Origin of the sequence: Marinomonas sp. TW1 (assembly GCF_001625355.1) — a bacterium.
In the GTDB taxonomy this organism is placed as follows: Bacteria; Pseudomonadota; Gammaproteobacteria; order Pseudomonadales; family Marinomonadaceae; genus Marinomonas.
In genome coordinates this window covers 11,448-37,994 of sequence record NZ_JSEE01000022.1, presented here as the reverse complement: position 1 = coordinate 37,994, position 26,547 = coordinate 11,448, and the positions used below count along the sequence as shown (strand labels likewise).

Below are 26,547 nucleotides of genomic sequence, written 5' to 3'. Positions count from 1 at the left end.
AATACTTTTTAATCAATTAAACCAAATGAAACCCAGTACCAAAAGCCAGGTTCTGCATCACTTGGTAGTTTAAATCGAATGAATTCTCCTTGACTATCTATATATTTAGAGGTTGGGAAGTTGGATTTTAATATATTAAAGTTTAGTTTTGCTAACTTTTCCTGTGATAGGTCTTGATAGGCTTGGATAGTAACCGCTAACGCCTCTTCGACAGAATTTGTGCTAGGGTAGTGCTGTAACACTTCTTGTCCACGGCGTAAGGCAGAGACAGGCGCCTTTCGTTTCATGTAATAATGCGCTACTTGCAACTCATGACGGGCGACCATTTCTCTTAAAAAGTACATTCTGGCTTTTGCATCAGGTGCATACTGGCTTTTCGGGTAACGAGCAGAAAAGTCAGCTAATTCATTAAAGGCTTTGGTGAGTTCTTTTGAATCGCGCTCGCTTGGATCCATGCCCAAATAACGTGAAAGTAAACTTTCCGCGCCTTTGTACGTTGCCAAGGCTCTCATGTAGTAGGCATAGTCAATTGAATCATTATCTGGATGATTTTTGATAAAGCGTTCGGCCGTCGCATGGGCCGCAATAAATTCCCCTGCTTCGATTTGGGCATAGATCAAGTCTAACTCTGCACGCGTACTAAATTTTCCAAAAGGGTAGCGTGAATCCAAATCTTTTAAATGTTTAATGGCAGTAGAAGGGAGGTTTTCAGACAAAGCTTGCTGTGCTTTGTCGTAATAAACACGTTCTGGAAGATCGGGTTCTTGTACTTTTTGGCTAGAACAGGCGACAGTCAATAAAGAAAAACCGACTATTCCTGTGAATCGGAGTAATGAGTGGTAAAATCCCATGTATAATCAAAACCTTGATGTAGTTGATTGGCCTTGTTTGGCGTTTGTAGCGTTATATTGCGAATCCTAACTCGGTGCAAGTTGCTACACATTTTTATTCACTTTCAGACATCATATTTACATTGGGATGGACTGAAAACAATTAGTTAAAGTGTATTGTATGGCAGAGCGCATAGTAAAAGAAGCCCAAGTTCCGTTTGATTTGGGCGGAAGTCGATTTGATCAGATCGCTACAGATTTATTTAGTGACTATTCTCGTTCTCGTATTCAGGCTTGGATAAAAGAAGGGGTCATCCTAGTGGATGGTCAACCTATAAAAGCAAAAGAAAAGCTATTTGGTGGTGAAACCATCAGTCTGAATGTTGAGATTGAAGCGCAAGAAGAGCATCAGGCGCAGGAAATGGATCTTGATATCGTTTATGAAGATGAAGATATTATGATCATCAATAAGCCTGCTGGTTTGGTGGTGCATCCCGCGGTCGGTAATCGTGATGGTACTTTAATGAATGCGATACTGCATCATGCGCCAGAAACAGCGCACGTACCAAGAGCAGGGATCGTTCACCGTCTCGATAAAGAAACTACGGGATTAATGGTGGTTGCTAAAACCCTTGTGGCGCAAACGGATTTGGTTGCTCAGCTTCAGGAGCGCAGCATGGGGCGAGAATATGAAGCCATTAGCATTGGTGAAATGACGGGGGGTGGGATTGTAGATGAGCCGATTGGGCGTCATCCTCATAACCGTCAAAAGCAAGCGGTCGAACCTGTTAATGGCAAAGATGCTGTGACACATTATCGTCTGGTCAATCGTTATAAAAATCATACCCATATTCGTTTGAAGTTGGAGACAGGTCGCACGCACCAAATTCGTGTTCACATGGCTCACATTCAATATCCTTTAGTGGGTGACCCGCAATACGGTGGTCGCTTAAAAATGCCTAAGGCTTGCTCGCCTGAGTTACAAGAAGCGTTAAGAAACTTCCGTCGTCAGGCTCTGCATGCCAAAAAACTAGAGCTGGCTCATCCTACGACAGGTGAGTGGATGGAGTGGGAGATCGATCTACCAGATGATATGCAACACTTGTTGGATGCCCTAAAGCAGGACATGCAGGAATCTGGCAGTGAGGACTCGGAATACTATTAAAATAAAGCAGCTTAGGCTGCTTTTTTATTATGACATGAAGGGAGTTTTTTTATGTCAGAGGCTTCTTATATCAAGCCTAATTGGCCAGCACCGTCTACCGTTAAAGGGTTTGTTTCCACTCGAAAGGGCGGGGTTAGTCGGCCACCACTGAATACTTTAAATTTAGGTGGGCATGTTGGTGATGAGCCGCAAGCTGTGGCAACCAATCGAGGTCAGTTTGCTCGGCAAATAAACATGCCTGAAAATGTGGTTTGGTTGAATCAGGTTCATGGAACTGAGGTGGTGTCCTTGCCGACGAATGAACAAATTGATTCGGCAGATGCGGCGTATTCTAAATCAATAGGGCAAGTGTGCGCAGTATTGACGGCAGACTGTCTCCCTGTCTTTTTTTGTGATTTAGCTGGTCAGCAGGTGGCGGTGGCGCATGCTGGCTGGCGCGGTTTGTGCGCTGGTGTTTTGGAGTCCACACTTGCTGAGTTTGATGAGCCTAAACAAGTAATGGCTTGGTTGGGGCCGGCAATTGGGCCGAGTGCCTTTGAAGTGGGGCAAGAGGTATATGAGGCTTTTTGTGCTCGGGACGTGAGTGCGCATGTGGCGTTTAAGGTGATTTCAGAAGGGAAGTGGTTGGCGGATTTGTATGCCTTGGCCCGACAGCGTCTAGAACTGGCTGGGGTTGAGCGTATATATGGTGGCGACTATTGTACCTATACTGACGAAGAGCGATTCTTCTCTTATCGACGTGATGGTCAGACAGGGCGAATGGCTTCCGTTGTATGGATTGAGGCATAAAAATGACATTTTATTGATGAGTGTCAAAAAAATGACACCCATATCTTGAAAAGTGTTATTTGGTAACCATTAAGTCCTTAAATGAACTATTTGGCCTTATTTATTTAAAGGATGTCAGGTTATGCGTATTGATCGATTAACAAGTAAATTACAGTTGGCTCTGTCTGACGCTCAGTCCGTAGCGCTCGGGCAAGACCATTCTTACATTGAGCCTTTGCATTTAATGATCGCTCTGATTGATCAGCAGGGTGGTGGCGTTCGTCCAATCCTTCAACAGGCGGGCATTCCTGTCGCTAAATTCCGTGAAGGTTTAAATGAATTACTGAATCGCCTACCAAAGGTTCAGGATCACGATGGCAATGTACAGATGTCTCCTGAACTGGGACGTCTATTGAATTTGGCTGATAAAGAAGCGCAAAAGCGTAAAGACCAATACATTTCTTCTGAATTGGTGTTGTTGGCCATGTTTGATGGCAAAGATGATTTAGCGAAAAGTCTAAAAGATACTGGGGTTACCAAAGCGGATATTATTAGTGTGGTAGACAGTATTCGTGGTGGCGATTCCGTTAATGATCCTGATGCTGAGGAGAGTCGTCAGGCTCTAGATAAATACACGGTTGATTTGACCGCAAGGGCGGCTGAGGGACGATTGGATCCAGTCATAGGTCGCGATGATGAAATTCGTCGTACGATACAGGTTTTGCAGCGTCGCCGTAAGAATAATCCGGTATTAATTGGCGAGCCAGGTGTGGGTAAAACCGCCATTGTGGAAGGGTTGGCTCAGCGTATTATCAATGGTGAAGTGCCAGAAGGATTAAAGAAAAAGCGTGTTTTGTCTCTTGATATGGGGGCGTTAATCGCCGGAGCCAAATATCGAGGCGAGTTTGAAGAAAGGTTAAAAGCTTTATTGAATGAGCTGTCTAAACAAGAAGGGCAGGTAATCTTATTCATTGATGAGATTCATACCATGGTTGGTGCAGGTAAATCCGAAGGTTCAATGGATGCCGGCAATATGTTGAAACCGGCATTGGCAAGAGGTGAGCTTCATTGTGTTGGTGCGACGACACTGGATGAGTATCGTCAATACATTGAGAAAGACGCTGCCCTCGAAAGACGTTTTCAAAAAGTGTTGGTGGATGAGCCAAGTGTGCTGGATTCCATCGCCATTTTACGAGGTTTAAAAGAGCGTTATGAGGTGCACCATGGTGTTGATATTACCGATTCCGCCATTATCGCATCGGCGAAATTATCTCAGCGTTACATTACGGACCGACAACTTCCAGATAAGGCCATTGATCTAATCGATGAGGCCGCCAGTCGCATTCGTATGGAAATGGACTCTAAACCAGAAGACATGGATCGATTAGAGCGTCGACTCATCCAATTAAAAATTGAAAAAGAAGCGCTTAAAAAAGAGAAAGATAAGGCATCTAAACTGCGTTTGGATGAATTAGAGAGTGAAATAGATCGCTTACAAAAAGCGTTTTCTGATTTGGAAGAGATTTGGAACGCAGAGAAAGCGGCGGTGCATGGAGCGCAAAAGCTGAAAGAAGAGCTGGAAGGCGTCAGGCATGAAATGGAAGAAGCGCGTCGTAATGGTAATTTGGCGAAAATGTCTGAGTTGCAATACGGTGTCATTCCAATGTTAGAAGCGGAAATTGAAAAAGCCGGTCAAGAGGAAGAGAACACAGAAACTCGACTCTTGAAGCGACATGTATCAGAAGAAGAGATCGCTACCGTGGTTTCTCGCTGGACAGGGATTCCAGTGGATAAAATGCTGGAGGGTGAGCGTGATAAACTGTTACGTATGGAAGAAGCCTTGCATCAGTCGGTTATGGGGCAAAATGAAGCGGTTTCAGCGGTCTCTAATGCGGTGAGAAGGTCTCGTTCTGGTTTAGCTGATCCTAACAAGCCAAATGGTTCTTTTCTCTTTTTAGGCCCCACTGGTGTTGGTAAGACCGAATTGTGCAAATCCTTGGCGAAGTTCTTATTTGATACTGAGCAAGCGATGGTGCGAGTGGATATGTCAGAGTTCATGGAGAAGCATTCTGTGGCTCGCTTGATTGGCGCGCCACCAGGGTATGTTGGCTATGAAGAAGGAGGCTACCTAACGGAAGCGGTTAGACGTCGACCATATTCTGTGTTGTTGCTTGATGAGGTTGAGAAGGCTCATCCGGATGTGTTTAATATCTTGTTACAAGTATTAGACGATGGGCGTCTGACGGATGGACAGGGTCGTACAGTGGACTTTCGGAATACCGTCATCGTCATGACGTCGAACTTGGGATCAGATTTGATTCAAGAGTATCAGTCTGATGATCAATACGATGAGATCAAAGCTAAAGTGATGTCGGTGGTTGGGACGCATTTTCGTCCTGAATTTATTAACCGGATTGATGAAACGGTTGTTTTCCACCCATTGATGCGTTCACAAATTAAAGGGATTGCCGCCATCCAGCTGGCTCATTTGAATGATAGGTTGGAAGAAATGGGCATGACCCTTACTATGAGTGACGCGGCTCAGGAGCGCCTTGCGGAAGTGGGTTATGATCCTGTATATGGAGCGCGACCATTGAAACGTGCGATTCAGCAGTGGGTTGAAAATCCATTGGCAAATGAGCTGCTTTCTGGACAGTTTGTGACGGGAGATCAGATCTTGGCGGATGTGAAGGGCAGTGACATCGTCTTTACCAAGGGGTAATTTTTCGTTGGCGTAAAAAAATCCCCAGCATCTTTGATGTTGGGGATTTTTTATATCAACGTCATGATCCGTTAAAACGGCTTAGTTTAAGCTGTTGTGACGATTAGAAGTCGAGGAATGCACCAATGAAGACGCCAGTGAACTTGATGTCAAAAGCGGAGCCATCAATATCGTCAATGTCTTCTTCTACTTTGCGATAACCTGCTTCTAGGCCGCCAAAGTAAAGAGCTTGGTATTTAATTTTAAACGTGGTGTCTGTGATGTCAGCATCGCTGCCGCCGCCAGTTTTGTATTCCGCGCCGACTGATAGGCTGGTACCTGGGAAAGTAACATAAGCCGATGCATAGCCTAGAGGGTATGAATCACTCACATCCGTTGAGCCAATAGAGCCATCGATACTGCGCAAGGTAATACCGGCATCTAGATCCAGCCAAAGAAGACCGTCTAGAAATTCATAATAAAGCGTGTAGTCATTATAAGACGTGTCGACAGTCGTGCTACCAACTTTGCCTTCAAGGCTTTGGCTTTGCAAACGGAAGTTCGGGATAACTGGAATTGGGTGCTCAACGGCCACACCAAAGTATGAGTTAAAGTCTTCACCGTCATTTGTTACGTAAGAGCCAGCTTCAGCTGTCAGTCCTAAAACATCAGCTTGTGCTGCGCTTGCTAGCAAAGCGGTGGAAAGTAAAAGTGCAGATTTCATAATCAGTATCCATATCTTGTTAGACGGTTAAACCTAATTATAAATTTTAGTGGGGTAAAATCCAGTAAAAATATTGCACGCTTTGTATAGAGGGAGGTATTCGAGTAACAAAGATGGCTGGGGTAGCTGGATTCGAACCAACGCATGACGGGATCAAAACCCGTTGCCTTACCGCTTGGCTATACCCCAATAAATTGTGTGTCTTTCGTGGTGGCTATGACTAGATTCGAACTAGTGACCCCATCATTATGAGTGATGTGCTCTAACCAACTGAGCTACATAGCCTTTAAAATAAGAGTGGCTGGGGTAGCTGGATTCGAACCAACGCATGACGGGATCAAAACCCGTTGCCTTACCGCTTGGCTATACCCCAATACTCTATTTAAAAGTTGGTGGCTATGACTAGATTCGAACTAGTGACCCCATCATTATGAGTGATGTGCTCTAACCAACTGAGCTACATAGCCGCTTGTCTGTTGGCTGGGGTAGCTGGATTCGAACCAACGCATGACGGGATCAAAACCCGTTGCCTTACCGCTTGGCTATACCCCAACAGACAACACAGAAACAAAACGTCTAAGAAGATACTCTGTCTCTGTGGCGCGATATTATTCATATAACCCATTCATGGGTCAAGTGTTTTCTTTAATGTTTTCCAATTAATCAAACATTAAAACGGAAATGCATCACATCGCCATCTTTTACGATGTAATCTTTACCTTCTAAACGCCATTTCCCCGCTTCTTTTGCACCGCTCTCACCTTTATATTGAATGAAATCGTCATAGCTAACCACTTCGGCACGGATAAAGCCTTTCTCAAAGTCCGTATGGATCACACCAGCGGCTTGAGGCCCTGTTGCACCCTGTTTTACTGTCCAAGCTCGAACTTCCTTTACACCTGCTGTGAAGTAGGTCTGTAGGCCTAGTAGTTCGTAACCGGCGCGGATAACACGATCAAGGCCGGGTTCTTTCATGCCCATCTCGTCCAGAAAGTCTTGCATCTCTTCGGCATCAAGCTCAGAGATCTCAGCTTCTAACTGGTTGCAAATCGGCACTACCATCGCGCCTTCTTCTGCCGCAATTTCTTTGACCACATCGAGGTGTGGATTGTTTTCAAAGCCGTCTTCTGACACGTTGGCAATGTACATGGTGGGTTTGGTGGTCAATAAATGAAGTTGCTTAATTTCTTTTGCCTGATCATCGCTCAATTCCATAACGCGAACAGGCTTACCGTCTTCCAAATGCAATTTAACTGATTCTAAAAAGGCCTTGTGCGCAATGGCGTCTTTGTTGCCGCTTTTGGCATTTTTCGCGGTACGCATGATTTGCTTTTCGATGGATTCAAGATCGGCGAAAATCAACTCTAGGTTGATGACTTCAATATCGGCTTTAGGGTTTACATGATTGGCAACGTGAATCACATTGTCGTCTTCGAAGCAACGAACAACGTGCGCAATGGCATCCGTTTCGCGAATGTTTGCAAGAAATTTATTGCCTAGGCCTTCGCCTTTGGAAGCGCCTTCTACTAGGCCGGCAATGTCTACAAATTCCATTGTCGTCGCTAGCACTTTTTCCGGCTTAACAATGTCAGCCAGTGCATCGAGTCGTGGGTCAGGCATGGCCACGACACCAGCATTCGGTTCAATGGTGCAAAACGGGAAGTTTTCAGCGCCAATACCCGCTTTGGTTAATGCATTAAATAGAGTGGATTTACCAACGTTAGGTAGACCTACGATGCCGCAGTTAAAGCCCATAATGAAATTCCTAATATATGTGTGTTTATGCTTTGAAGCTATGCAGTTGGTTCATTACGGCATTTAAATTGCCTGAAACAATGTCATTTACATAGCGCAATGATTCGTCAATAGTTTGTTCAATTTTAGCGTATTCTACCGGCGCGGCTTTCTTTAGTACGTAATTAGCTACTTGACTGGCATGGCCAGGGTGACCGATACCGATTCGTAAACGCCCAAACTCTCGGTTATTGCCCAGTTTTGCAATGATGTCTTTTAAACCATTGTGGCCACCATGACCGCCACCTTTTTTTAGCTTCACTGAGCCAGGTGGAATGTCCAGTTCGTCATGAATGACTAAGACTTCTTCAGGAGGGATTTTATAAAATTGGCAGACGGCTTGAACCGCTTTACCGCTTAAATTCATATAGGTGGTGGGAATCAATAAATAACACTCTTCACCAGCTATAGAAACTTTTCCGAATTGACCAAAAAACTTCTTTTCTAAACGAAGAAGACACTGGCTCTGACGAGCCAGTGTCTCAATCCATTGAGCGCCAGCATTATGGCGAGTATTCTCGTATTCGCTGCCTGGATTTCCCAAGCCGACTAATAATTTGAAACTTGCCACAATACTGCCTTCAATGCTTAGCGTTTAGCTTTACCAATACGAGCGATTGGTTGGTCGTGATCTTCGCCTTTCAGCAAAGAAATCAACTCAACGCCTTCTGGCGCAATAACGTCAGATAGGTGGAAGATGTCACCAAGTTGACCTTTCGCAATATCCACTTCCAATACTTCAGGTAGATTTGCTGGTAGGCAACGAACTTCAGCAAGCTTAGCTTCGATAGTCAAACGACCACCTTGCTTAGCAACACCGTCACTTTGAGCGGCATTGATGAAGCTTAGAGGAACACGAGTTGTGATCACTGCATCTTCTTGTACGCGCTGTAGGTCCATGTGCATAACGTTGCCCGTTGCTGGGTGACGTTGTAATGCTTTAACAAGTACTTTTTGAGCGTTGCCATCAACGTTTACTTCAACAATAGATGTCAAAAAGCCAGGTGTAGAAACGGCTTTAAGAAGTTCGTTGTCTTTTAGAGAGATAGACGCTGGCTCAGCATCGCCACCATAAATGACAGCAGGTACTAGACCTTGGTTACGAAGGCGGCGGCTCGCACCTTTACCTTCTTCAGAGCGTGCTACGGCATTAATAGATAATGACATGATATTTTCCTAATAATAATCAAAGTTTGTGCCCAAAACTGCGACCCGTTCCGAGCGTAAATGTTTGGTTTTAGGCCCCAAACATGGCACTGATTGACTCTTCGTTGCAAACGCGACGAACAGCCTCCGCCATAATGTCAGACATCGACAATTGACGAATTTGAGGGCAGTTAAGCGCCTCTTGTGTTAATGGAATGGTGTCTGTGACAACCAATTCATCAAGCACAGAATTCTTAATGTTTTCAATGGCTTTGCCGGATAAAACCGGGTGAGTGCAGTAAGCCAATACTTTAGCAGCGCCATGCTCTTTTAGCGCTTTGGCAGCCGCACACAAGGTGCCGCCGGTATCACACATGTCGTCCACTAGAACGCATGTTTTGCCTTCAACGTCACCAATCAAATGCATGATTTGTGCTTCGTTGGCGCGCGGACGACGTTTGTCGATGATGGCTAAATCCGCGTCTTCTAATAATTTGGCGAAGGCTCTTGCCCTAACCACACCGCCCACATCAGGTGAAACGACAGTGATATTTTCATGGCCTTGACGTTGTAAGTCGTCTAGCAGTAATGGTGTGGCGTAGACATTATCCACAGGGATGTCAAAAAAGCCCTGAATCTGGTCTGCATGCAGGTCTACTGTCAGTACTCGGTTTATGCCGACGGCAGAAATCATGTCAGCGACCACTTTTGCTGTAATCGGGACGCGTGCAGAGCGTACGCGACGATCTTGGCGAGCGTATCCAAAATATGGGATAACCGCCGTCACACGTGTCGCAGAAGCTCGGCGCAAAGCGTCTGCCATCACAATCAGTTCCATTAGATTGTCGTTGCTTGGTGCGCAGGTAGACTGAATAATAAATACGTCTTTACCGCGTACATTTTCATTGATCTCAACCGTAATCTCACCGTCACTAAACTTACCAACGGTTGCGTTACCGATGGGTAGTCCTAGGCGGCGTACCACCCTGCGAGCGAGTTCAGGGTTTGCATTACCGGTAAAAACCATCAACTTGGACACTGTGTATACCCTTTGTTTTTCATAGCGATCTAATAGACTGGTCTGACAAAAAAATGACTATTTGTCTTTGTGTTGCTTAATCCACTGGTTTAGCGCTTCATGAGTAGGAGATTGATTGCATCCAAGACAAACCCAAGCTTGCCATTTTGATGGTACTAATCGTTTTACTCGCTCTGCATCCTGCTGATTATCAAAGGCAATAAAGAGGCAAGCTCCAGTCCCAGTTAATTTCGCATCGCCATGGTTTTTCAGCCATAAATACGCTTCATCGACTTCGGGATTGTGCTTTCTGACTACATCCAAGCAATCATTGTGCCCACCCAGCTTCAAGGCGTGCGATATTTTGATGGGAGGGGTGTCTCTTGTCAAATGTTTATCGGTAAAAATTTGACCAGTTGTCACATGGCAATTGGGTTTTAAAAGCAAATAATAGGGTGTGGGTGGTTGAACCGCTTGTAGCTTCTCACCAACCCCTTCTGCGAAGGCCGCAAACCCCATGACAAAAACCGGTACATCGGCGCCCAATGTGACGCCAATGTCTGCCAGCTGTCGATGAGATAATCCGCATTCCCACAATTCATTCAGAGCCAGCAAAGTGGTCGCCGCATTGGAACTGCCTCCACCGATGCCGCCGCCCATGGGGAGGCATTTCTCAAGATGAATGTTGGCACCCCAGTTGGAATGTTTTCGATAAGGTCGCAACTGTTGAGCCGCTTTGTATATCAAATTGTCGAAAGGCGGTAATCCAGGTATGGCAGGAATGATGGTCACTTCGTCGAGGGTATTTAGATCAAAGGTTAAGGTGTCACATAAATCGATGAACTGAAAAATGGTTTGCAGTTCATGGTAGCCATCGTCTCTTTGTCCTGTGATGTGTAAAAAGAGATTAAGTTTTGCAGGGGATGGTAGTTGCATAGTACTTACTGAATGGTCCATTGATTGATAATTAGGTTGACCTTGAAGGGCGGTTTAGAGACTTGGATTTTTTGTGGTAGTTCTAATCCATCGACGTCAGTGAAACGAGTATAGTTCACCAGCCAGCCATCTTGTTCGATCGACTTGAGGCGCTGTTCCTCATCCAGTTCAATGTTCGCGTTTGTCTCTGGGTATGCCATTCCTCGAATCCAGTATGTCACTTGTTGGATGGGAAAGTCCCACCCTAGTTCGTTGTATAGCAGCTGACTTGGGTCTTGGCCTGTGATGGTTTTGTCTTCATAGGTTAATGTTACTGTGTCGTCTTGGTTCTGACTGAGTTTGGTCGCCCCTTGACCAAATGGACCAACAATGTTTAACGAAAAAGTAGTGGGGGTGTGGTGCCAATTAAAATTACCGGAAATGGCATCGTCGGGGGTACGTATTCCGACTCGACCGGAAGTTTCCCACTGCGTGATGGCACTCACGCTTTGTGGTGGTGGCACGATAGGGCCTTGCGGTTGAGTGCTACAGGCTGCAAGAATAAGACTCAAGGTCAGCAGACTGGTCAATCGGTACATCATGAATTTTCATCCTGTTGGTGATTTTCAAGCAGCGACGGTGAAAGGCGCTGGATCGTGTCTAATAAAATGGTGGCGTTTGGCGATTGTTTTAAGGCCGTTTCCCAAATGCTAATAGCCTGATCGTAATGACGTTGACGCCATAGAGATTCACCATAGTGAGCTGCAATTTCGGCATCTTGTAAAATGGACCAAGCTTTTTCTAGGTAATAAGAAGATTGCTCGTATTCGCCCTTCAAAAACATCCCCCATCCAAGGCTGTCTATGATGGCTGGGTCATCGTCAGATAGTTCATAGGCTTTTTCGATATACGTCATAGCCTCATCTAGCTGGTCAGTACGAGTCAATAGAGTATACCCCAGTGCATTTAGATACTGAGCATTATCCGGGTGTTTTGCTATTAAGGTATTGAGTTCTTCAAGCGTAATGTCCCAGTAGCCTAAGTGTTCGGCAAACAAAGATTTCTGATAGCGTAAATCGTTTGATTCTGGGAAAAGATCGACGGCTTTTGTTAACAGATCATAGGCCAACATAGGTTGACCCTTTTCTTGATGAAGCTGGCTGATGGTTGTGACTTGCTCTGGCAGGTATTCGCGATTGGTTCGAGTGAGCACTAAATTATTGATGTCTTTTTGTCTGCCTTGCTCATAAAGCCATAAGGCAATTTGATTGGTCGCACTACTTTGTAAGGTTCCATGAACTTGATTCATTTTCTTAATGGCATCGTCTTGGCGGTCTAATTCCGCCAGCGCAATGGCCTGCAAATAGTGTATTTGATTGTGGAAGCCTCTTTGTTGCTGAGGCAGGTCGTTAAGCACATTAAAGGCCAACTCTGGCAGTTTGTATTCTAGTAGTGAGCGAGCTAAGTTGAGACAGGCTTGAAGTTTGTCGTCTTCGCTAAGGGCGGAATTGTCTAACAGCTTAATGGCTGTTTTAGCTTGTTTGTTTTCGACCAGTAAGCTTAATAATGGACTTAGAATGTTGACGCTTTTTGGATAAGCCTGATTCGCCGTTTTGAGGGTTGAAATGGCTTTTTCTGATTGATTTTGATTTTTTTCGCTGAACGCCAAGATCAAGTATAAGGCTTCGCTTTTCTCGGTGTTTGGTTCTTCTATTAGGGTTTTTGCCAGTTGACGAGCTTGTTCATATTGGCCTGATAGTAGCCATAAGTGGGCCTGGCTCAAGCGTATGAACTGATTTTTTTGAGTCAAGGGGGAGGCTACTGTAATGGCGGTTTCTAATGTATCAATCACCTGACTGTTACGAACGTTGTCTTCAAGGTATAACGGAAAAAAACGTAAGGGAACATGATTTAGCGTGGCTGTATCAAGCAGCTTGGCAATGTCATTAGGCCGTTCCCCTTGCGCGTATACTTGCATGGCGAGTGAATAGGCTTGCTCTGATGTTGGTTCAACAGAACGCCATAAGTCAGCACTTTGCTCAATGTATACTTTGTTCCTAGAGGCGACGGCTATACGAACCAGTCGCTCAATAAAGTCCGGGTCTTTTGACTCTTGAGCAAGGCTATAAAAATTGTCGTAAGCTTTATTTGGGCCTTCTCGTTGTAAGGTGAATTCTGCTTTTAACAAATCGCTGATTTGGCTTTCTTCATGGCTTTGTGTTTGATTATGGTTTGCTTCTTGAGGTGCCATGATTTCTGGTGGACGAGTTTGGCTGCAAGCAAATAAAAAGGGCAAGCATAAAGGCACTAGCCACCACTTGGCTCGAATGTTCGATGTCGTTGAGCGTTGAGCCGATGATGGGGTAAAACCAAATAGCATGAAATTCCTTAACAATATCGTTTTAAGCCACTTATAGTATCCATGGTGAACTTGATTGTCAGAGCTCACCAGAGCACTTGTGCTAACTATAAACTAATCCTATTACTTTTATTGACTTTTTGGGGTGCGAAAAAAAGCGAATTTCTCGTATAATGTGTCTTCTTTATGTAAAGAGTCATGTAGAGACGGTATTGTCCTGTCGTTATCTTAATATCTCGATTTTTGAGAAGAGTCCTGAATGCCGCTAATTACCGTAGGTGTCAATCATAAAACTGCTCCTGTTTCGATACGCGAGCGGGTGGCGTTTGCGCCAGAGAAAATGATTGAAGCGTTATCTTCTCTGGTGGCAGAGAAGCGAGCGCAAGAAGCCGTTATTGTGTCGACCTGTAATCGCACCGAGTTGTATTGTTCGGTTGAAGATTCAGACAAAGCACAAGATGTGGTGGACTGGTTAGGGCAATATCACAATATTGACTTGGCTGACCTGAAACAATATTGCTACACCCATGTAGCGGATGACAGTGTTCGTCATATTATGCGAGTGGCGTCTGGGTTGGATTCATTGATATTGGGTGAACCGCAGATTCTTGGGCAAGTGAAATCGGCATACGCTGTCTCTCAAGAAGGCGAATGCATTGGCCCAGAACTCGAATCATTATTTCAGCGTACCTTTTCAGTGGCAAAACGGGTTAGAACGGACACCGCTATTGGTGAAAACCCTGTGTCGATTGCGTTTGCCGCCGTTAGTTTGGCGCAACGGATTTTTGCTGACATTCGACGCAGCACGGCGTTACTGATTGGCGCGGGGCAAACCATTGAATTAGTGGCGCGTCATTTAAAAGAAAATGGTGTCAAACGAATTATTGTCGCCAACCGCACCCTAGCAAGAGCCGAAGCCCTTGCTAATGAGCTGAATGCCGAAGCCATCATGCTTGGTGAGCTTGGAGACTATTTGTCACAAGCTGATATCGTTATCTCATCAACGGCCAGTCAGTTGCCGATCATTGGTAAAGGCATGGTTGAACGCGCGACGGCACAACGACGTCATTCGCCAATGTTGCTGGTGGACATTGCGGTCCCTCGTGACATAGAACCAGAAGTCGAAGACGTGAAAGATGCTTATCTTTATACGGTCGATGATCTGCATTCTGTTATCGAAGAAAATGTCAGGGCGCGGCAAGATGCCGCCAAAGCCGCCGAGACGTTGATTGAGCAAGGGGTTGAGTCTTATCGTAAAGCGCTGGACTCCAGAAAAGTATCGGATTTAATTGTCAGCTTTCGCCAATCTGCTGAAATGACCAAACAGGCTGAGTTAGAAAAGGCCTTAAAAAGTTTAGAAAGTGGTCAATCCCCAGAGCAAGTTATGAATAAACTTGCTCATGGTTTGATGAACAAGCTGATTCATGCTCCGACCCGTTATTTACGGGAGGCTGGTAGTGAAGCCGACCAAGAAGCATTAACCATTGCCGCAGATGTGCTCGGCATTAATGAAGAAAAAGATAATTAAAAATGAAAGAATCGATTAAGTTAAAACTAGAAAGCTTGGCAGAACGCTATGAGGAATTGGCCGCTTTGTTAAGTGAAGCCGACGTGATCATGGATCAAGATTTATTCCGCTCCTATTCAAAAGAGTACGCGGAACTTGAGCCGGTAGTGCAGTGTTTTAATGAGTATCAGCAGGTAGTGGAAAACATTGAAGAAGCTGAGCTGATGATGACCGACTCTGACCCAGACATCAAAGAAATGGGTGTAGAAGAAATGAAAGCCGGTCAGGAGCAGCAAGAAGCCTTGCAGCTAACTTTGCAGAAACTCTTGTTACCAAAAGACCCGAATGACTCACGTAACGTTTTTCTTGAGGTTCGTGCCGGAACAGGCGGTGATGAAGCCTCTATCTTCTCTGGTGATTTGTTCCGCATGTATTCTCGTTACGCAGAAACCCAGCGTTGGAAAGTCGAAATCGTCAGTGCCAGTGAGGGCGAACATGGTGGCTATAAAGAAGTCATTGCTCGTATTGTTGGTGATGGTGCCTATTCTAAGTTGAAGTTTGAATCAGGGGCTCACCGTGTACAGCGTGTGCCTGCGACCGAATCTCAGGGACGTATTCACACATCTGCTTGTACGGTTGCCATCATGCCTGAAATGGATGAGGTGGAAGGCATTGATATTAATAAGGCTGATTTGCGCGTGGATACCTTCCGTGCATCCGGTGCCGGTGGTCAGCACGTTAACAAAACTGATTCTGCGATTCGTATTACACACATTCCAACCGGTGTTGTGGTGGAGTGTCAGGATGAGCGTTCGCAACATAAGAACCGAGCTAAAGCCATGTCTTTATTAGCGTCTCGTTTGTTGGCTGCTGAGCAAGAAAAGGCGGCCAGTGAGCAATCCGAAGCACGTAAGTCTTTGGTGGGAAGTGGTGACCGTTCAGAACGAATTCGAACTTACAACTACCCTCAAGGTCGAGTGACAGATCATCGAATTAATTTGACCTTGTATAAACTAGACGAAATTGTGACAGGCGACTTGGACGTTCTGATCAATCCTTTGGTGAATGAGTTCCAAGCAGAACAGCTTGCTACTTTAAGTGGTGATCATTGATTTCGCCTATGCGTATAGATGAATCCTTACAAGGCGCCGCAGAGCGCCTTCGTTTTATGTCTGACACCGCATTGCTTGATGCTCAATTGTTATTGGCGCAAGTGCTAAATGTGGCAACGTCTTACTTTTACTCTTGGCCAGAAAAGATATTAACGGATAACGAGCAGACTCAGTTCGATGTACTTCTTAAGCGCCGAGAGCAGGGTGAGCCCATTGCCTATATTTTAGGTAAGCAAGCATTTTGGACCTTAGATCTAGAAGTATCACCTTGCACGTTAATTCCTCGAGCGGATACGGAATGTTTAGTCGAAGCGGCACTGACGGTATTGGGTGTTCCTAAAGGTAAACAAATACTGGATTTAGGCACAGGCACTGGAGCGATCGCCTTGGCATTGGCGACTGAATGTCGTGATTCAGACGTGCTTGGTGTCGATCTCATAGCGGATGCTGTGGCGTTGGCTAAGCGAAATGCCGCCAGCCATCACATTAGCAATGCGCGTTTTGTGCAGAGTCGCTGGTTTGAGCAGTTATCAGAATCGAGTAAATTTGATTTGATTGTATCAAACCCGCCTTATATCGATCCTGAAGACCATCATTTGTCTGTCGGCGATGTGCGTTTTGAGCCGAAGACAGCGCTGGTGGCTGAAAACCACGGCTTGGCCGATATTGAGCACATCATTGAACAAGCCCCAGCCTTTTTGAAGCAAGACGGCCATCTTATGTTTGAGCATGGCTATGACCAAGCGGAAGCTGTCCGTAGTTTGTTGATGGCTGCGGGTTTCCATGACGTTCAAAGTGTTCAGGATTTTGGCGGTAATGACCGTGTGACAATGGGGTGTTTGTCTCGCCCTGATCCTTCATAAAGGACTTCTCAGTGATACTCAGGCTATTGAATTTGTTTTGAGTATCACTGAGGTCATTTCTTACTGCGTTTACTTATTTGGTTGTGCGCTTTCCGGGCGGATAAACACAGGGATGTCGGAGGTGGAACGATCAGCATCATAACGATAGCCAGCCAGATCAAATGCTTTTAACTCTTCTAATGTCTGACAGCGGTTTTCAATTAAGTATCGAGTCATTAAGCCACGTGCTTTTTTGGCGTAGAAACTGATGACTTTAAATTGACCGTTTTTCTCGTCTAAGAAGTTAGGGCTAACCAGTGTCGTAGACAGTTTTTTCTTATTGACGGCTTTAAAATACTCATTGGATGCTAAGTTAACCAACAGCTCATTTTCATCCAGTTCTTGGTTGAGCTTGTCGACAATAATGTCTCCCCAAAACTGATAAAGATTAGAGCCACGAGGATTAGTGAGTTTGGTGCCCATTTCAAGACGGTAAGCTTGCATGAGATCAAGCGGTCTTAATAGGCCATATAGGCCACTTAAAATTCTTAAGTTTTGTTGTGCATACTGCAGGTCTTCTTCGCTTAGGGAGTAGGCATCTAAGCCGGTATACACATCGCCCATAAAGGTATAAATGGCTGGTCGGCTATTGTCACTGGTGTGGTTTTCTTGCCACGCCTGGTAACGTGAGACGTTGAGGGTTGCCAGTTTATCGCTGAGTTTCATTAAATTGGCGATGTCCGCTGGCGAATAGTCGGATAACGTCTTGATTAATAATTGAGACTCTTGCGTGAGTTGCGGCAAGCTAGAAAGTGTAAAGCTTGGTTCAGAGGTTAGGTCCAGCGTTTTTGCTGGGGAGATTAAACATTTCATAATATTCTCATCTACGTCGAGTTTGCGTTTTCTAAAGATTATCCATAGAGTGTCGATAGATATCCAGACAATGCATTAATAGAGATAATTTATGAATGATAATCTGATACTATTCCCGAGAGTAAATCAGCGTTCTAATGAAAGTCGATGGCCGGTTGAAAAGCGTGCTGAGTTGATTGCTCTACGTGAAAAGTTCGACCGTGCTCGTGAAGACTGGCCATTAGAAATGGCTGAATTGCCTGAAAATAATAAACGATATTGTGGCTCGGAAAAATAATCGCACTTACGGACGAATTTTATCTAGGGCTGCCTAACTAAGGTGCCGTCATGTTGTCCTTCTTGGTTCGCCATTCTCTTCCTTTTATGTTTTTGTTTGCTTTAATGGGGTTTGTCTTCCCATCTCTCTCTCTAGCTGTTTTTCCTTATTTACCTCTGGTGTTATTTAGCTTAATGACGTTAACACTGCTTGGCATGAAGCAGAGCGAATTACTGAAGCGATTAAGTCAGGCTCGTGTTTGGCGATATGCCGCTTTACACGCGTTCTTTTTTATGGGGTTAGCGACGCTTTTAGGTTGGATGTTTTCATTAACGGCTGATTTGTTGCTGGCGATACTAGCGGTCGCAGCGACTGGCTCTTTGTTTGCTACGCCAGCCATCGTCAAAGCATTGGGCTTTGATAATATTGAAGCCATGGCCATGACCATTGCAACGACTTTGCTCTTGCCTATTACGGTCAGTGTGGCGTTATTGAGTGCGCCTTTGAATGAAGGTGGCCTTGATTGGGTGAGTTACTTTGCCCGTCTTATTATTTTTATTTTTGGTCCTATGGTGTTCTCATTTTTGGCTCATGCTTATTGCCCCACAGAGCCTCTAAATCGCCTATTGTTAAAGATTTCCCCTTATACCATATTGCTCGTGTTTGCTTTTCCTTTGGGCTTAGTGGGGAGCTTTCGTTTGATGTTTGATGCTGACCCTATGATGGCGTTGCGCTACTTCATCATTGCGGTGGTATTGTGCATGGCGTTTTTTGTGACCACGTTTTTGGTGTTTCGTAAGCAAGGAGTCGAAATTGCCTTAACGGCGGCGATAACCTCAGGAAATCGCAATGTCTTGCTAACCTACAGTGTGGCAGGAGTCCTTTTAGGACCTGCCTTTTTACCCTTAGCCGGTGCATTACAAATCCCTACATATCTGTTGCCTGTCGTTACTCGCTGGCTACATAAAAACTTACTAAAGTAATTCTTAATTCATTGTTTATGGATTTGATATCCTCGCGTCACCTTAGGACGTGTCTAGGGTGACGGAAATGATTGTAAATTGATTAAGGATAATGTTATGCGCAACAACACCCCAGTAACGGATCAAGAAAAGCGTTTTGATCCGAGTGTAAAGCTGGTTTCCACAACGGATCTAAAGGGTAATATTCTTCATTGTAATGACGCTTTTATTCAAGTAAGTGGTTTTGAAAAAGAAGAACTGATTGGCAGTCCTCATAATTTGGTTCGTCACCCTGACATGCCGAAAGAGGCATTTGAGGTGATGTGGCAAACCCTTAAACAGGGTAAAGCTTGGATGGGCTTGGTGAAAAACCGCTGTAAAAATGGCGACTTCTATTGGGTGGATGCCTATGTCACACCAGTGACCGAAAATGGCAAGGTTGTTGGGTATGAGTCCGTTCGAACGGTACCGAAACGTGAAGACGTGACTCGAGCTGAGAAACAATATAAAGCGATCTGCCAAGGAAAGCAGGTCATTCCTAAGACATGGCAATCTTGGCAGCTTCTTTTGCCCCTAGTTTTAGTGGCTGTGTCCTTACTGTCTGCGTTGCAAAATCTCTACCTTGGTTTGGGGTTATTGTTGTTAGCCAGTTTGTTAGCAAATGTTTTATTTTGGCGTTATCAAGTCAATTTGAATCAACAACTAAAAAGCCGATTGCCTGCTGCTTTTATGCATCCTCTAGCGGCCGTTACCTATTCAGATCAAGCGCTTTCTATTGCGCAGTTGGAAGTTGGGGCAAAGAGTATGATGTCTCGTATTGACGCGGTGCTAACACGCTTTGAAGATGAGTCATCTAAAGTTTCTGAGCAATCAAGGGTGGGACTTTCTTTTAGCATGGAAACGACTAAAGGAATGGCGAGCCAGCAACATGAGACGCAGGATGTGGCCACCGCTATGCAAGAAATGACATCGACCATTAATGATGTGGCGCACCATGTTCAAGTGACGGCCGACAGTGCGAAATCCTCGCTTCATTCGGCGCAATCTGGTCAGGTGATCATTACGGATGCACAAGCTTCAATTCAAGACCTCAGCGAAACAGTGAATGAGATCAGTGCGACTGTTCAGGACTTAGCCCAGCATTCGGAAAAAATTGCCGATGTGGCTCAGGTGATTGATCAAATTGCTGAGCAAACGAATTTATTGGCGCTTAATGCAGCAATTGAGGCGGCTCGTGCCGGAGAGCATGGTCGAGGCTTTGCGGTGGTTGCTGATGAGGTCCGTCAGTTAGCAATGCGTACACAGGGTTCCACTCAAGATATTCATAAGATCATCGAAACCTTAAGGGCAGGCGCTGGAAACTCAGTAAAAGTGGCTCATCAGGGTAAGTCGGATGCCGAGCAAGGTTTGCAAAAGATTGTTGAAATGGCACGGGCTTTTGAGGAAATTGTGGCTTCTGTATCGAATATTACTGACATGTCGATTCAAATGTCTGCTGCAGTAGAAGAGCAAGCACAAGTGTCGGAAGACATTAACCGCCAAGTTGTCCGTATTTCTGATTTGGCTGAGCAAAGCTCGGAGAAATCGCAACTCTCCAGTGACAGTATTCGTTTGTTACAAAGCGTGGCAGACGATATGCACGAGTTAGTGGTGCGATTTAAATAGTTTTGATCCATTTGATCTGAAACGCAAAAAAAGAAGCTGCCCAAAGGCAGCTTCTTTTTTTGCTTAATGAGGTGAGGGTAAAGGTAGAGGCTTTAATTGATTGCTGGCTTGATTTAGGTTAATCATCATCAAGTTTTGACTGGCCTTACTGTCGCCCATGGCATCAAGTAAGCGGCTTAACTCTGCCAAGGCCTCGCTTTGTCCATCGAGAGAGAGGGCTTGTTCATAATAGTCTTTCGCCTTACCCCATAACATCATGGTTTGACTTAAACGCCCCGCCACTAGATATAAGTTTGCGCTGGCAGGTTCTTTCTTTAGCCAACCTTCACAGTTTGTTAGGCGTTTTTTTACATTACCTTGTTGAATGTTAGCGTATTCATAGACGAGTTTTTCTGACCATTTTTGGTTTAGACTCTGACGAATAAAATGTTCGGCTTTGGTGTCATCGCCAAAGTGAATTAAGGTTTGTGCATAAAGCTGACGCATACGATCGTCTTGTGAGAGGGTGTCTAGCTTATTCCATAAAGATTCTACTTCGGCAACCAGTTCCTTGCTGTTCTGTCCTAATTTATTACGGAATTTTATTTTATCTAACAAGGCTAAGAATGCATTGCGCTCTAATTCGAGCATATTGTCTTCATCAAAAATGCCGTCTTTTTTAAGTGTTGGGGTTAACGCTAATAAAGCATCCCAATCTTTCAGTTTGGTGTAAACGGACACCAACATTTTGACAACTTGACGGTGCTTGGGTTTCAGTTTGTGAAGTCGCAACAATGACGCCAGTGCACCTTCATAATGCTCTTGTTTGATTTGCAGTTGGCTTTGTGCGAAACCAATTGCAAACTCGGCTTCAGGTGTTGATTTGTGAGCGGAACGAAGAAGAGATTTAGAGCGTTCATGTTCTTCTTGTTCGCTGGCGGCATAGGCTGCGCCAATATAGTTAATGAGTGGATAAGGTACGCGGTCAGCACTGTTGGTCAGCAATTTTTCGGCACGATTCCAATTGCCGCCGACTAATTCCAAAAGACCTCGGATGGTGTTACGTGACGCTCTCTTTTGGGCTAGGTTGCCAGTAACTTTCGCAATGGAATTACTTGGTCTGAGGGTGATAAACAAAATGCGTTTAACCCAGCTCATCACAAATAACGTGACGATCATCGCGGCTAACAATACCCAAAGACTGGTTTCGATTGTGACGCCATTGAACTCAATAAGCACATAGCCAGAGTCCTGACGCATAAGGAGCCCTAAGACACCTCCAGCTGCCATCATGATCACCAGTAGAAAGAGTAGCTTTCTCATGAGTTGTCTCCTTGAGAGCGAGCATCATCCGTGGCGTTTACTTCTTCTTGGTTCATTTTTTCAGTACTGTTTTCAGCACGGGATTGTGGATCTGTGCTTGCTTGGTCAACACCGTTATCATTCGGTAAGCGCTGATTCCAATCTTTCATTAGGTTTTTCATGGCTAATAAAGACGATCTTGGCAAAGGCAAGGTCGGTGATGGATCGATCTGTTGCAATTCGGTCAAGCTAGCAAGGAAAGAGGTGACGAGTTTTGACTGTGTGTCAAAGTGCTCTGTGATGGCCGTAGCGACACGGGATAAAGCTTGTTGATAAATGATTGCCTCGCCCTTCATTAAGGCGACCTGTGCCACATCCAGCTGTAACTGTAAGCCCGTTGTTAGTTCTTGATATTCTGCTGGCGGTAATAACGCTTTGATTGGTTTGTGCTGATAGTTAATCACCACTAGTGAGCGTAATGATTGCCAGAAACTTTGTAACTCTGACTCAATGCGACTTGTGGTGGTTGAATCTTCGGAATCGGTATTTTGCTGGCTTGTCTGCCATTCTTTTGAAGGCTCTCTTTGTGGCAGGGTTATAATACTGTCGTGCAGGGCAGTGAGTTGTAGATATTTGCCTTCCAGATCAAATTGGCTGGTTGCACTCAGGGCTTGAATGTCTTTTGCTAAAGCCTTGCGAGTATCAAAGGTAATTGGGTCTTGCTGTTCTTTTAAAATGTCATCGGCATTGCTTAATAATGAGATGGCCCCTTTGGCGTCGGCTTCAAGCAATAATCTCTGGTTAGCAAGGCGGATCAGGTATTCTGCTTCGGCCAGTTTCCAATCTTCTTTGGTGGTATTGTTTAAGCGCTGTAACTTGGCTTCTAAGGATTGTATTTTGTTGCTTTGCTCAATCTGTTTTTGTACTAGCTTGGTGGTTTCTTGCTGAGCGGATTGTTGAGCTCGGATGACTTCTTTTGCCACTTGCTCGAGTTGGCTCTTGCTGATTTGACTGGTCTGTAATTCAGCTGTAAGCGTTGCTTGTTGTGTGTTCAGTTGCTGAATGTTTTGAGCGATAGGGCTGATGGTCGACTGATAATATAGCCAGCCGCTGGTGGCGATCGCAATGAAAGAGACGCATAGAGAGACCGACGTCAACGTCATGTTGAGACGATGATTGCTCTCGTTGCTATTGGCAGGAGTGGCAGAATCAGAACGAGTGACCTTAGCAGTACTTTCGGTAGAGGGTGTGTCTCGCTCTGGACTCTTTGCGAGGCTAGTGTCATTGGATTCGTGCTTGTTGTTATCAGTCATTCTAATGTCCTGTATGAATTTCCGTCGCGTTGATTAGGCTTGTGTCATCCGCACCATGAGCACATATCGCCTTTTTCCAACCTAATTTTAATGCCAATTGATTGACTCTTTCGCTGGGCGTAAAAATAGGCAGAGACTGCCATTCCGGTTTATGTTGCAGCGCATACTCTGAAAGATGTGTTAACCCTTCACCACTGGTGGCCCATATTAAATTAATATCGGGCAGCATGAAGAAAGTTTGAGCGTGATACAGAGGTTTTTTTCTTTCGTAAAGAGAAAGATAACTGACTTTTGCGCCTCTGTCTTCCAGTTGTTGTGCGAGTTCTGGTCGACCACCATGCCCACGAACGATGAGGATTTTTTGATCACGCATTTTAACTGGCTTAAGCCAAGCCAATAACGCCTCTGTTGTATGGCCCGGATTCGCAATAGCGGGGACGCCTTCGTCTATCAGGGTTTGAGTAGTGCCTTGACCAATACCGATCCAGTTGATGCCGACAGGTAGCATGGGCCAACATTGATCAAGCCATTCACAGGCTAATCTCGCAGCGTTCTTGCTGACGAAAATGACGTAGTTAAACTCGTCGATATTAAAAACTTGTGAGCGTATTGCGGCGATTTTTTGTGGGTCATTAACCGCTTCTATGCTCAGCATCGGTAAGGAGGTGGCTTGCCAGCCATGAGCAAAGACTCGCTCACAGCTTAGCTGGTTTTCAGGTTCTGGACGTGTAATCAGAATGTTATGATTGGGCACGGCTAAAGGGCCTTAATTTATTGATAAATGGCATCAAGTATGGTGTTGGCACCACGAGCAAGTAGCTCTTCGGCCAAGGTTACTCCCAATTTTTTGGCGTCGTCTTTGTGTCCTCGGATGTCACTTTGGATCATCGTTTTGCCATCAGGACTTCCTACTAATCCTCGTAACCAAATTTCATCTTGCTGAAGAATCGCAAAACAAGCGATTGGTGCTTGGCAACCGCCATTTAATCGTTCGTTTAAGGCGCGTTCAGCGGTGACTCGATAGGTGGTTTCCTCGTGCTGTAGTGGCGCAAGTAAGTCAAACGTAGGGTGATCATCCGCTCGACACTCAATTCCCATGGCACCTTGTCCGCCAGCAGGGAGGCTCACTTCCGCTGGTATTTTTTGACGAATCCGATCTGACATTTCAAGGCGAAGTAGGCCTGCGGTTGCCAAGATAATGGCGTCATATTCTCCCTCGTCCATTTTTCTCAAACGAGTGTTAACGTTACCGCGTAAATCCTTAATGATAAGGTCAGGGCGCTGCATTTTTAGCTGGCAAGAACGACGCAAACTGGAGGTGCCGACAACCGCTCCAGCAGGAAGATCGTCTAAGGTGGCGTATTGATTAGACACGAAAGCATCACTAGGGTCTTCACGCTCGCAAATGACGGCGAGACCTAAGCCTTCTGGAAAGGCCATTGGTACGTCTTTCATGGAATGAACAGCGATGTCCGCTCGTCCATCCAGTAGTGCCGCTTCCAGTTCTTTGACAAATAATCCTTTGCCACCGATTTTGGATAATGGAGAATCTAAAATTTGATCGCCTTTGGTGGTCATGCCGAGCAGTTCCACGGTTAAATCAGGGTACAGGCTTTCGAGTTGAGCTTTGACGTTGTTGGCTTGCCAAAGAGCGAGTTGGCTTTCTCGAGTTGCGATCACAATTTTATCTTTCACTGTGTCTCCTAGTGCGTTGCGGACCGATGAAAATCCTTAAAATTTGTTGCTCATGATACTCGTTAAGCCCTCCTTCGTCATCTTTCAATACTTTATAAGTGAAGGCGCATAAGGTACTCTTTGCAGCAAAATGAACCCAGTGTAGGAACTAACCGAATGACGGATACAAATAAAACCACAAACCAGCAATGGGGTGGTCGCTTTTCTGAGCCTGTTGATGCTTTTGTTGCGCGTTTTACGGCTTCTGTTGAGTTTGATCAAAGAATGGCGAAACAAGACATTCAAGGGTCCATTGCCCATGGCAAAATGTTGGCCAGTATTGGTGTACTAACAGAAGAAGAGCGTGATCAGATTATTCAGGGCTTGACTGAAATTGAAGAGGAAATCGCTCGAGGTGAGTTTGAGTGGTCAATTGAGCTAGAAGACGTTCATATGAACATTGAAGCACGTCTGACTCAAAAAATCGGTATTACGGGTAAAAAACTGCACACAGGTCGTTCTCGTAATGACCAAGTTGCAACGGATATTCGCCTTTACATGCGTGATGAAGTGGACTTTTTATTAGAAGAAGTGACACGCTTGCAACAAGGTATTTTAAGTCTGGCGGAAAAAGAAGCCGACACCATTATGCCTGGCTTTACGCATTTGCAAACGGCGCAACCTGTGACGTTTGGGCACCATCTAATGGCTTGGTATGAAATGATGCAGCGTGATTACGAGCGTCTTGTGGATTGCCGTAAGCGTATCAATATTTTGCCGCTTGGCGCGGCCGCATTGGCTGGAACAACGTACCCAATTGATCGCAATATGACAGCAGAGCTGTTGGGGTTTGAGCGTCCGACTTATAATTCCTTGGATTCCGTCAGTGACCGTGATTTTGCCATCGAGTTTACGTCTGCAGCGTCCATTATCATGATGCACTTGTCCCGTTGGGCTGAAGAAATGGTGATGTGGGCCTCAGCTCAGTTCAATTTTATTTATTTGCCAGATCGCTTTTGTACCGGTTCTTCCATTATGCCGCAGAAGAAAAATCCGGATGTACCAGAATTAGTGCGTGGTAAAACGGGTCGAGTTTATGGTCACTTAATGGGACTGCTTACCTTAATGAAGTCTCAGTGTTTGGCTTATAACAAGGACAATCAAGAAGACAAAGAACCTCTGTTTGATACTGTTGATACATTAAAAGGGTCTTTGCGTGCGTTTGCTGACATGATTCCGGCGATCGAATCTCGTAAAGAGCACATGTATGAAGCGGCGCGTCGTGGCTTCTCAACGGCCACCGATTTGGCTGACTACTTGGTTCGCCATGGTGTGGCATTCCGCGATGCTCATGAAATTGTTGGTAAAGCGGTTGGGTATGGTGTGAAAGAAGGCAAGGACTTGTCTGAGATGACCTTGGAAGAACTGCAGTCATTCGGCGATATGATCGAGCAAGATGTGTTTGATGTACTGACATTAGAAGGTTCTGTGGCAGCACGTGATCACATTGGTGGGACCGCGCCTGCGCAAGTGTTAAGTGCTGTAGAGCGCGCGAAATCAGAGTTAGTCGCTCGATAATCGAACAGCATTACTGACATTGTTGAAGATAAACGACGACCTAGGGTCGTCGTTTTTTTTGGGG

Annotated in this window: 24 protein-coding genes and 5 tRNA genes; 10 read left to right on the top strand and 19 right to left on the bottom strand. The window is 45.2% G+C overall.

The window, feature by feature from the left end; translation table 11 throughout:
* Window positions 1-8: 8 nt before the first annotated feature.
* Window positions 9-851, bottom strand: a complete 843-nt coding sequence (locus tag OA79_RS17040) for an outer membrane protein assembly factor BamD (protein WP_063334419.1) — start codon at window positions 849-851, stop codon at window positions 9-11.
* A 160-nt stretch (window positions 852-1,011) separates the two neighbouring features.
* Between OA79_RS17040 and rluD the strand changes: the two genes are divergently transcribed.
* The 3 genes from rluD to clpB all read left to right on the top strand — a co-directional run bounded on the left by rluD (window position 1,012) and on the right by clpB (window position 5,485).
* The gene (gene rluD / locus OA79_RS17035) at window positions 1,012-1,995 is read left to right on the top strand and encodes a 23S rRNA pseudouridine(1911/1915/1917) synthase RluD (RefSeq protein ID WP_063334418.1); all 984 of its coding nucleotides are present in this window, start codon (window positions 1,012-1,014) and stop codon (window positions 1,993-1,995) included.
* Window positions 1,996-2,046: 51 nt separating this feature from the next.
* Window positions 2,047-2,784, top strand: a complete 738-nt coding sequence (gene pgeF / locus OA79_RS17030) for a peptidoglycan editing factor PgeF (protein WP_063334417.1) — start codon at window positions 2,047-2,049, stop codon at window positions 2,782-2,784.
* Window positions 2,785-2,905: 121 nt separating this feature from the next.
* The gene (gene clpB, locus OA79_RS17025) at window positions 2,906-5,485 is read left to right on the top strand and encodes an ATP-dependent chaperone ClpB (protein WP_063334416.1); all 2,580 of its coding nucleotides are present in this window, start codon (window positions 2,906-2,908) and stop codon (window positions 5,483-5,485) included.
* Window positions 5,486-5,588: 103 nt separating this feature from the next.
* Here clpB and OA79_RS17020 read toward each other — a convergent pair whose 3' ends face one another.
* The 13 genes from OA79_RS17020 to OA79_RS16960 form a co-directional block, all read right to left on the bottom strand.
* Complete coding sequence (locus OA79_RS17020; RefSeq protein ID WP_063334415.1) at window positions 5,589-6,188, bottom strand: TIGR04219 family outer membrane beta-barrel protein; 600 nt, start codon at window positions 6,186-6,188, stop codon at window positions 5,589-5,591.
* Window positions 6,189-6,302: 114 nt separating this feature from the next.
* A tRNA-Gln gene (locus OA79_RS17015) sits at window positions 6,303-6,377 on the bottom strand.
* A 19-nt stretch (window positions 6,378-6,396) separates the two neighbouring features.
* A tRNA-Met gene (locus OA79_RS17010) sits at window positions 6,397-6,473 on the bottom strand.
* Between the two features lie 13 nt (window positions 6,474-6,486).
* Window positions 6,487-6,561: transfer RNA gene (locus OA79_RS17005), tRNA-Gln, on the bottom strand.
* Window positions 6,562-6,578: 17 nt separating this feature from the next.
* Window positions 6,579-6,655, bottom strand: a tRNA-Met gene (locus OA79_RS17000).
* A gap of 10 nt (window positions 6,656-6,665) precedes the next feature.
* Window positions 6,666-6,740: transfer RNA gene (locus tag OA79_RS16995), tRNA-Gln, on the bottom strand.
* Between the two features lie 111 nt (window positions 6,741-6,851).
* Entirely contained in the window at window positions 6,852-7,943 is a 1,092-nt protein-coding gene (ychF, locus tag OA79_RS16990) for a redox-regulated ATPase YchF (RefSeq protein ID WP_063334414.1), read from the bottom strand.
* Between the two features lie 25 nt (window positions 7,944-7,968).
* Window positions 7,969-8,553 carry an aminoacyl-tRNA hydrolase gene (gene pth, locus OA79_RS16985; protein WP_063334413.1) on the bottom strand — a complete coding sequence of 195 codons (585 nt, stop codon included), beginning with the start codon at window positions 8,551-8,553 and terminating at the stop codon, window positions 7,969-7,971.
* A gap of 17 nt (window positions 8,554-8,570) precedes the next feature.
* Window positions 8,571-9,149 (bottom strand): 50S ribosomal protein L25/general stress protein Ctc, encoded by a 579-nt coding sequence (locus tag OA79_RS16980; RefSeq protein ID WP_063334412.1) that lies wholly within the window; start codon window positions 9,147-9,149, stop codon window positions 8,571-8,573.
* 70 nt (window positions 9,150-9,219) lie between these two features.
* Window positions 9,220-10,167 (bottom strand): ribose-phosphate diphosphokinase, encoded by a 948-nt coding sequence (locus OA79_RS16975; protein WP_063334411.1) that lies wholly within the window; start codon window positions 10,165-10,167, stop codon window positions 9,220-9,222.
* Between the two features lie 57 nt (window positions 10,168-10,224).
* Window positions 10,225-11,082: a 4-(cytidine 5'-diphospho)-2-C-methyl-D-erythritol kinase gene (gene ispE, locus OA79_RS16970; RefSeq protein WP_082825515.1), complete on the bottom strand. Its 858-nt coding sequence runs from the start codon at window positions 11,080-11,082 to the stop codon at window positions 10,225-10,227.
* A gap of 5 nt (window positions 11,083-11,087) precedes the next feature.
* On the bottom strand, window positions 11,088-11,663 hold the full coding sequence (gene lolB / locus OA79_RS16965; protein ID WP_063334409.1) for a lipoprotein insertase outer membrane protein LolB: 576 nt from the start codon (window positions 11,661-11,663) through the stop codon (window positions 11,088-11,090).
* The gene (locus OA79_RS16960; protein ID WP_063334408.1) at window positions 11,660-13,441 is read right to left on the bottom strand and encodes a tetratricopeptide repeat protein; all 1,782 of its coding nucleotides are present in this window, start codon (window positions 13,439-13,441) and stop codon (window positions 11,660-11,662) included. Before OA79_RS16960 ends, lolB begins: the two co-directional genes overlap by 4 nt.
* A gap of 238 nt (window positions 13,442-13,679) precedes the next feature.
* Here OA79_RS16960 and hemA point away from each other — a divergent pair, with 238 nt between their 5' ends.
* The 3 genes from hemA to prmC are packed head-to-tail and all read left to right on the top strand — an operon-like array spanning window position 13,680 to window position 16,902.
* A complete protein-coding gene (gene hemA / locus OA79_RS16955) occupies window positions 13,680-14,948 on the top strand; it encodes a glutamyl-tRNA reductase (RefSeq protein WP_063334407.1) in 1,269 nt (422 codons plus the stop codon).
* A 2-nt stretch (window positions 14,949-14,950) separates the two neighbouring features.
* Window positions 14,951-16,039, top strand: coding sequence for a peptide chain release factor 1 (gene prfA, locus OA79_RS16950; RefSeq protein WP_063334406.1), 1,089 nt, complete (start codon window positions 14,951-14,953; stop codon window positions 16,037-16,039).
* Between the two features lie 8 nt (window positions 16,040-16,047).
* Complete coding sequence (gene prmC / locus OA79_RS16945) at window positions 16,048-16,902, top strand: peptide chain release factor N(5)-glutamine methyltransferase (RefSeq protein WP_063334405.1); 855 nt, start codon at window positions 16,048-16,050, stop codon at window positions 16,900-16,902.
* Between the two features lie 69 nt (window positions 16,903-16,971).
* On the opposite strand, the gene yaaA is transcribed toward prmC, so the two are convergent.
* Window positions 16,972-17,754 (bottom strand): peroxide stress protein YaaA, encoded by a 783-nt coding sequence (gene yaaA / locus OA79_RS16940; RefSeq protein WP_063334404.1) that lies wholly within the window; start codon window positions 17,752-17,754, stop codon window positions 16,972-16,974.
* 91 nt (window positions 17,755-17,845) lie between these two features.
* On the opposite strand from yaaA, the gene OA79_RS16935 reads away from it, so the two are divergent.
* The 3 genes from OA79_RS16935 (at window position 17,846) to OA79_RS16925 (ending at window position 20,637) form a co-directional block, all read left to right on the top strand.
* The gene (locus OA79_RS16935; protein ID WP_063334403.1) at window positions 17,846-18,031 is read left to right on the top strand and encodes a hypothetical protein; all 186 of its coding nucleotides are present in this window, start codon (window positions 17,846-17,848) and stop codon (window positions 18,029-18,031) included.
* Window positions 18,032-18,081: 50 nt separating this feature from the next.
* Window positions 18,082-18,993, top strand: coding sequence for a hypothetical protein (locus tag OA79_RS16930; RefSeq protein WP_063334402.1), 912 nt, complete (start codon window positions 18,082-18,084; stop codon window positions 18,991-18,993).
* A 96-nt stretch (window positions 18,994-19,089) separates the two neighbouring features.
* A complete protein-coding gene (locus OA79_RS16925; protein WP_063334401.1) occupies window positions 19,090-20,637 on the top strand; it encodes a methyl-accepting chemotaxis protein in 1,548 nt (515 codons plus the stop codon).
* A gap of 63 nt (window positions 20,638-20,700) precedes the next feature.
* Here the strand turns inward: OA79_RS16925 and OA79_RS16920 are convergent, their stop codons facing one another.
* From OA79_RS16920 to hemC, 4 genes are read right to left on the bottom strand one after another with little or no spacing between them, the layout of a single operon-like run.
* The gene (locus tag OA79_RS16920; RefSeq protein WP_063334400.1) at window positions 20,701-21,939 is read right to left on the bottom strand and encodes a heme biosynthesis HemY N-terminal domain-containing protein; all 1,239 of its coding nucleotides are present in this window, start codon (window positions 21,937-21,939) and stop codon (window positions 20,701-20,703) included.
* The gene (locus OA79_RS16915; protein ID WP_063334399.1) at window positions 21,936-23,231 is read right to left on the bottom strand and encodes a uroporphyrinogen-III C-methyltransferase; all 1,296 of its coding nucleotides are present in this window, start codon (window positions 23,229-23,231) and stop codon (window positions 21,936-21,938) included. The genes OA79_RS16920 and OA79_RS16915 overlap by 4 nt, the downstream gene beginning before the upstream one ends.
* A 1-nt stretch (window position 23,232) precedes the next feature.
* Window positions 23,233-23,985 carry a uroporphyrinogen-III synthase gene (locus tag OA79_RS16910; protein ID WP_063334398.1) on the bottom strand — a complete coding sequence of 251 codons (753 nt, stop codon included), beginning with the start codon at window positions 23,983-23,985 and terminating at the stop codon, window positions 23,233-23,235.
* Between the two features lie 17 nt (window positions 23,986-24,002).
* Window positions 24,003-24,926, bottom strand: a complete 924-nt coding sequence (hemC, locus tag OA79_RS16905; protein WP_063334397.1) for a hydroxymethylbilane synthase — start codon at window positions 24,924-24,926, stop codon at window positions 24,003-24,005.
* Between the two features lie 156 nt (window positions 24,927-25,082).
* Between hemC and argH the strand changes: the two genes are divergently transcribed.
* Window positions 25,083-26,483, top strand: a complete 1,401-nt coding sequence (gene argH, locus OA79_RS16900; protein ID WP_063334396.1) for an argininosuccinate lyase — start codon at window positions 25,083-25,085, stop codon at window positions 26,481-26,483.
* Window positions 26,484-26,547 lie beyond the last annotated feature (64 nt).

Coding starts and splice junctions, on each gene's coding strand:
- OA79_RS17040 (WP_063334419.1), bottom strand. CDS start 851: ATGGGATTTTACCACTCATTACTCCGATTCACAGGAATAGTCGGTTTT.
- rluD (WP_063334418.1), top strand. CDS start 1,012: ATGGCAGAGCGCATAGTAAAAGAAGCCCAAGTTCCGTTTGATTTGGGC.
- pgeF (WP_063334417.1), top strand. CDS start 2,047: ATGTCAGAGGCTTCTTATATCAAGCCTAATTGGCCAGCACCGTCTACC.
- clpB (WP_063334416.1), top strand. CDS start 2,906: ATGCGTATTGATCGATTAACAAGTAAATTACAGTTGGCTCTGTCTGAC.
- OA79_RS17020 (WP_063334415.1), bottom strand. CDS start 6,188: ATGAAATCTGCACTTTTACTTTCCACCGCTTTGCTAGCAAGCGCAGCA.
- ychF (WP_063334414.1), bottom strand. CDS start 7,943: ATGGGCTTTAACTGCGGCATCGTAGGTCTACCTAACGTTGGTAAATCC.
- OA79_RS16980 (WP_063334412.1), bottom strand. CDS start 9,149: ATGTCATTATCTATTAATGCCGTAGCACGCTCTGAAGAAGGTAAAGGT.
- ispE (WP_082825515.1), bottom strand. CDS start 11,082: ATGCAACTACCATCCCCTGCAAAACTTAATCTCTTTTTACACATCACA.
- lolB (WP_063334409.1), bottom strand. CDS start 11,663: ATGATGTACCGATTGACCAGTCTGCTGACCTTGAGTCTTATTCTTGCA.
- OA79_RS16960 (WP_063334408.1), bottom strand. CDS start 13,441: ATGCTATTTGGTTTTACCCCATCATCGGCTCAACGCTCAACGACATCG.
- hemA (WP_063334407.1), top strand. CDS start 13,680: ATGCCGCTAATTACCGTAGGTGTCAATCATAAAACTGCTCCTGTTTCG.
- prfA (WP_063334406.1), top strand. CDS start 14,951: ATGAAAGAATCGATTAAGTTAAAACTAGAAAGCTTGGCAGAACGCTAT.
- prmC (WP_063334405.1), top strand. CDS start 16,048: ATGCGTATAGATGAATCCTTACAAGGCGCCGCAGAGCGCCTTCGTTTT.
- yaaA (WP_063334404.1), bottom strand. CDS start 17,754: ATGAAATGTTTAATCTCCCCAGCAAAAACGCTGGACCTAACCTCTGAA.
- OA79_RS16935 (WP_063334403.1), top strand. CDS start 17,846: ATGAATGATAATCTGATACTATTCCCGAGAGTAAATCAGCGTTCTAAT.
- OA79_RS16930 (WP_063334402.1), top strand. CDS start 18,082: ATGTTGTCCTTCTTGGTTCGCCATTCTCTTCCTTTTATGTTTTTGTTT.
- OA79_RS16925 (WP_063334401.1), top strand. CDS start 19,090: ATGCGCAACAACACCCCAGTAACGGATCAAGAAAAGCGTTTTGATCCG.
- OA79_RS16920 (WP_063334400.1), bottom strand. CDS start 21,939: ATGAGAAAGCTACTCTTTCTACTGGTGATCATGATGGCAGCTGGAGGT.
- OA79_RS16915 (WP_063334399.1), bottom strand. CDS start 23,231: ATGACTGATAACAACAAGCACGAATCCAATGACACTAGCCTCGCAAAG.
- argH (WP_063334396.1), top strand. CDS start 25,083: ATGACGGATACAAATAAAACCACAAACCAGCAATGGGGTGGTCGCTTT.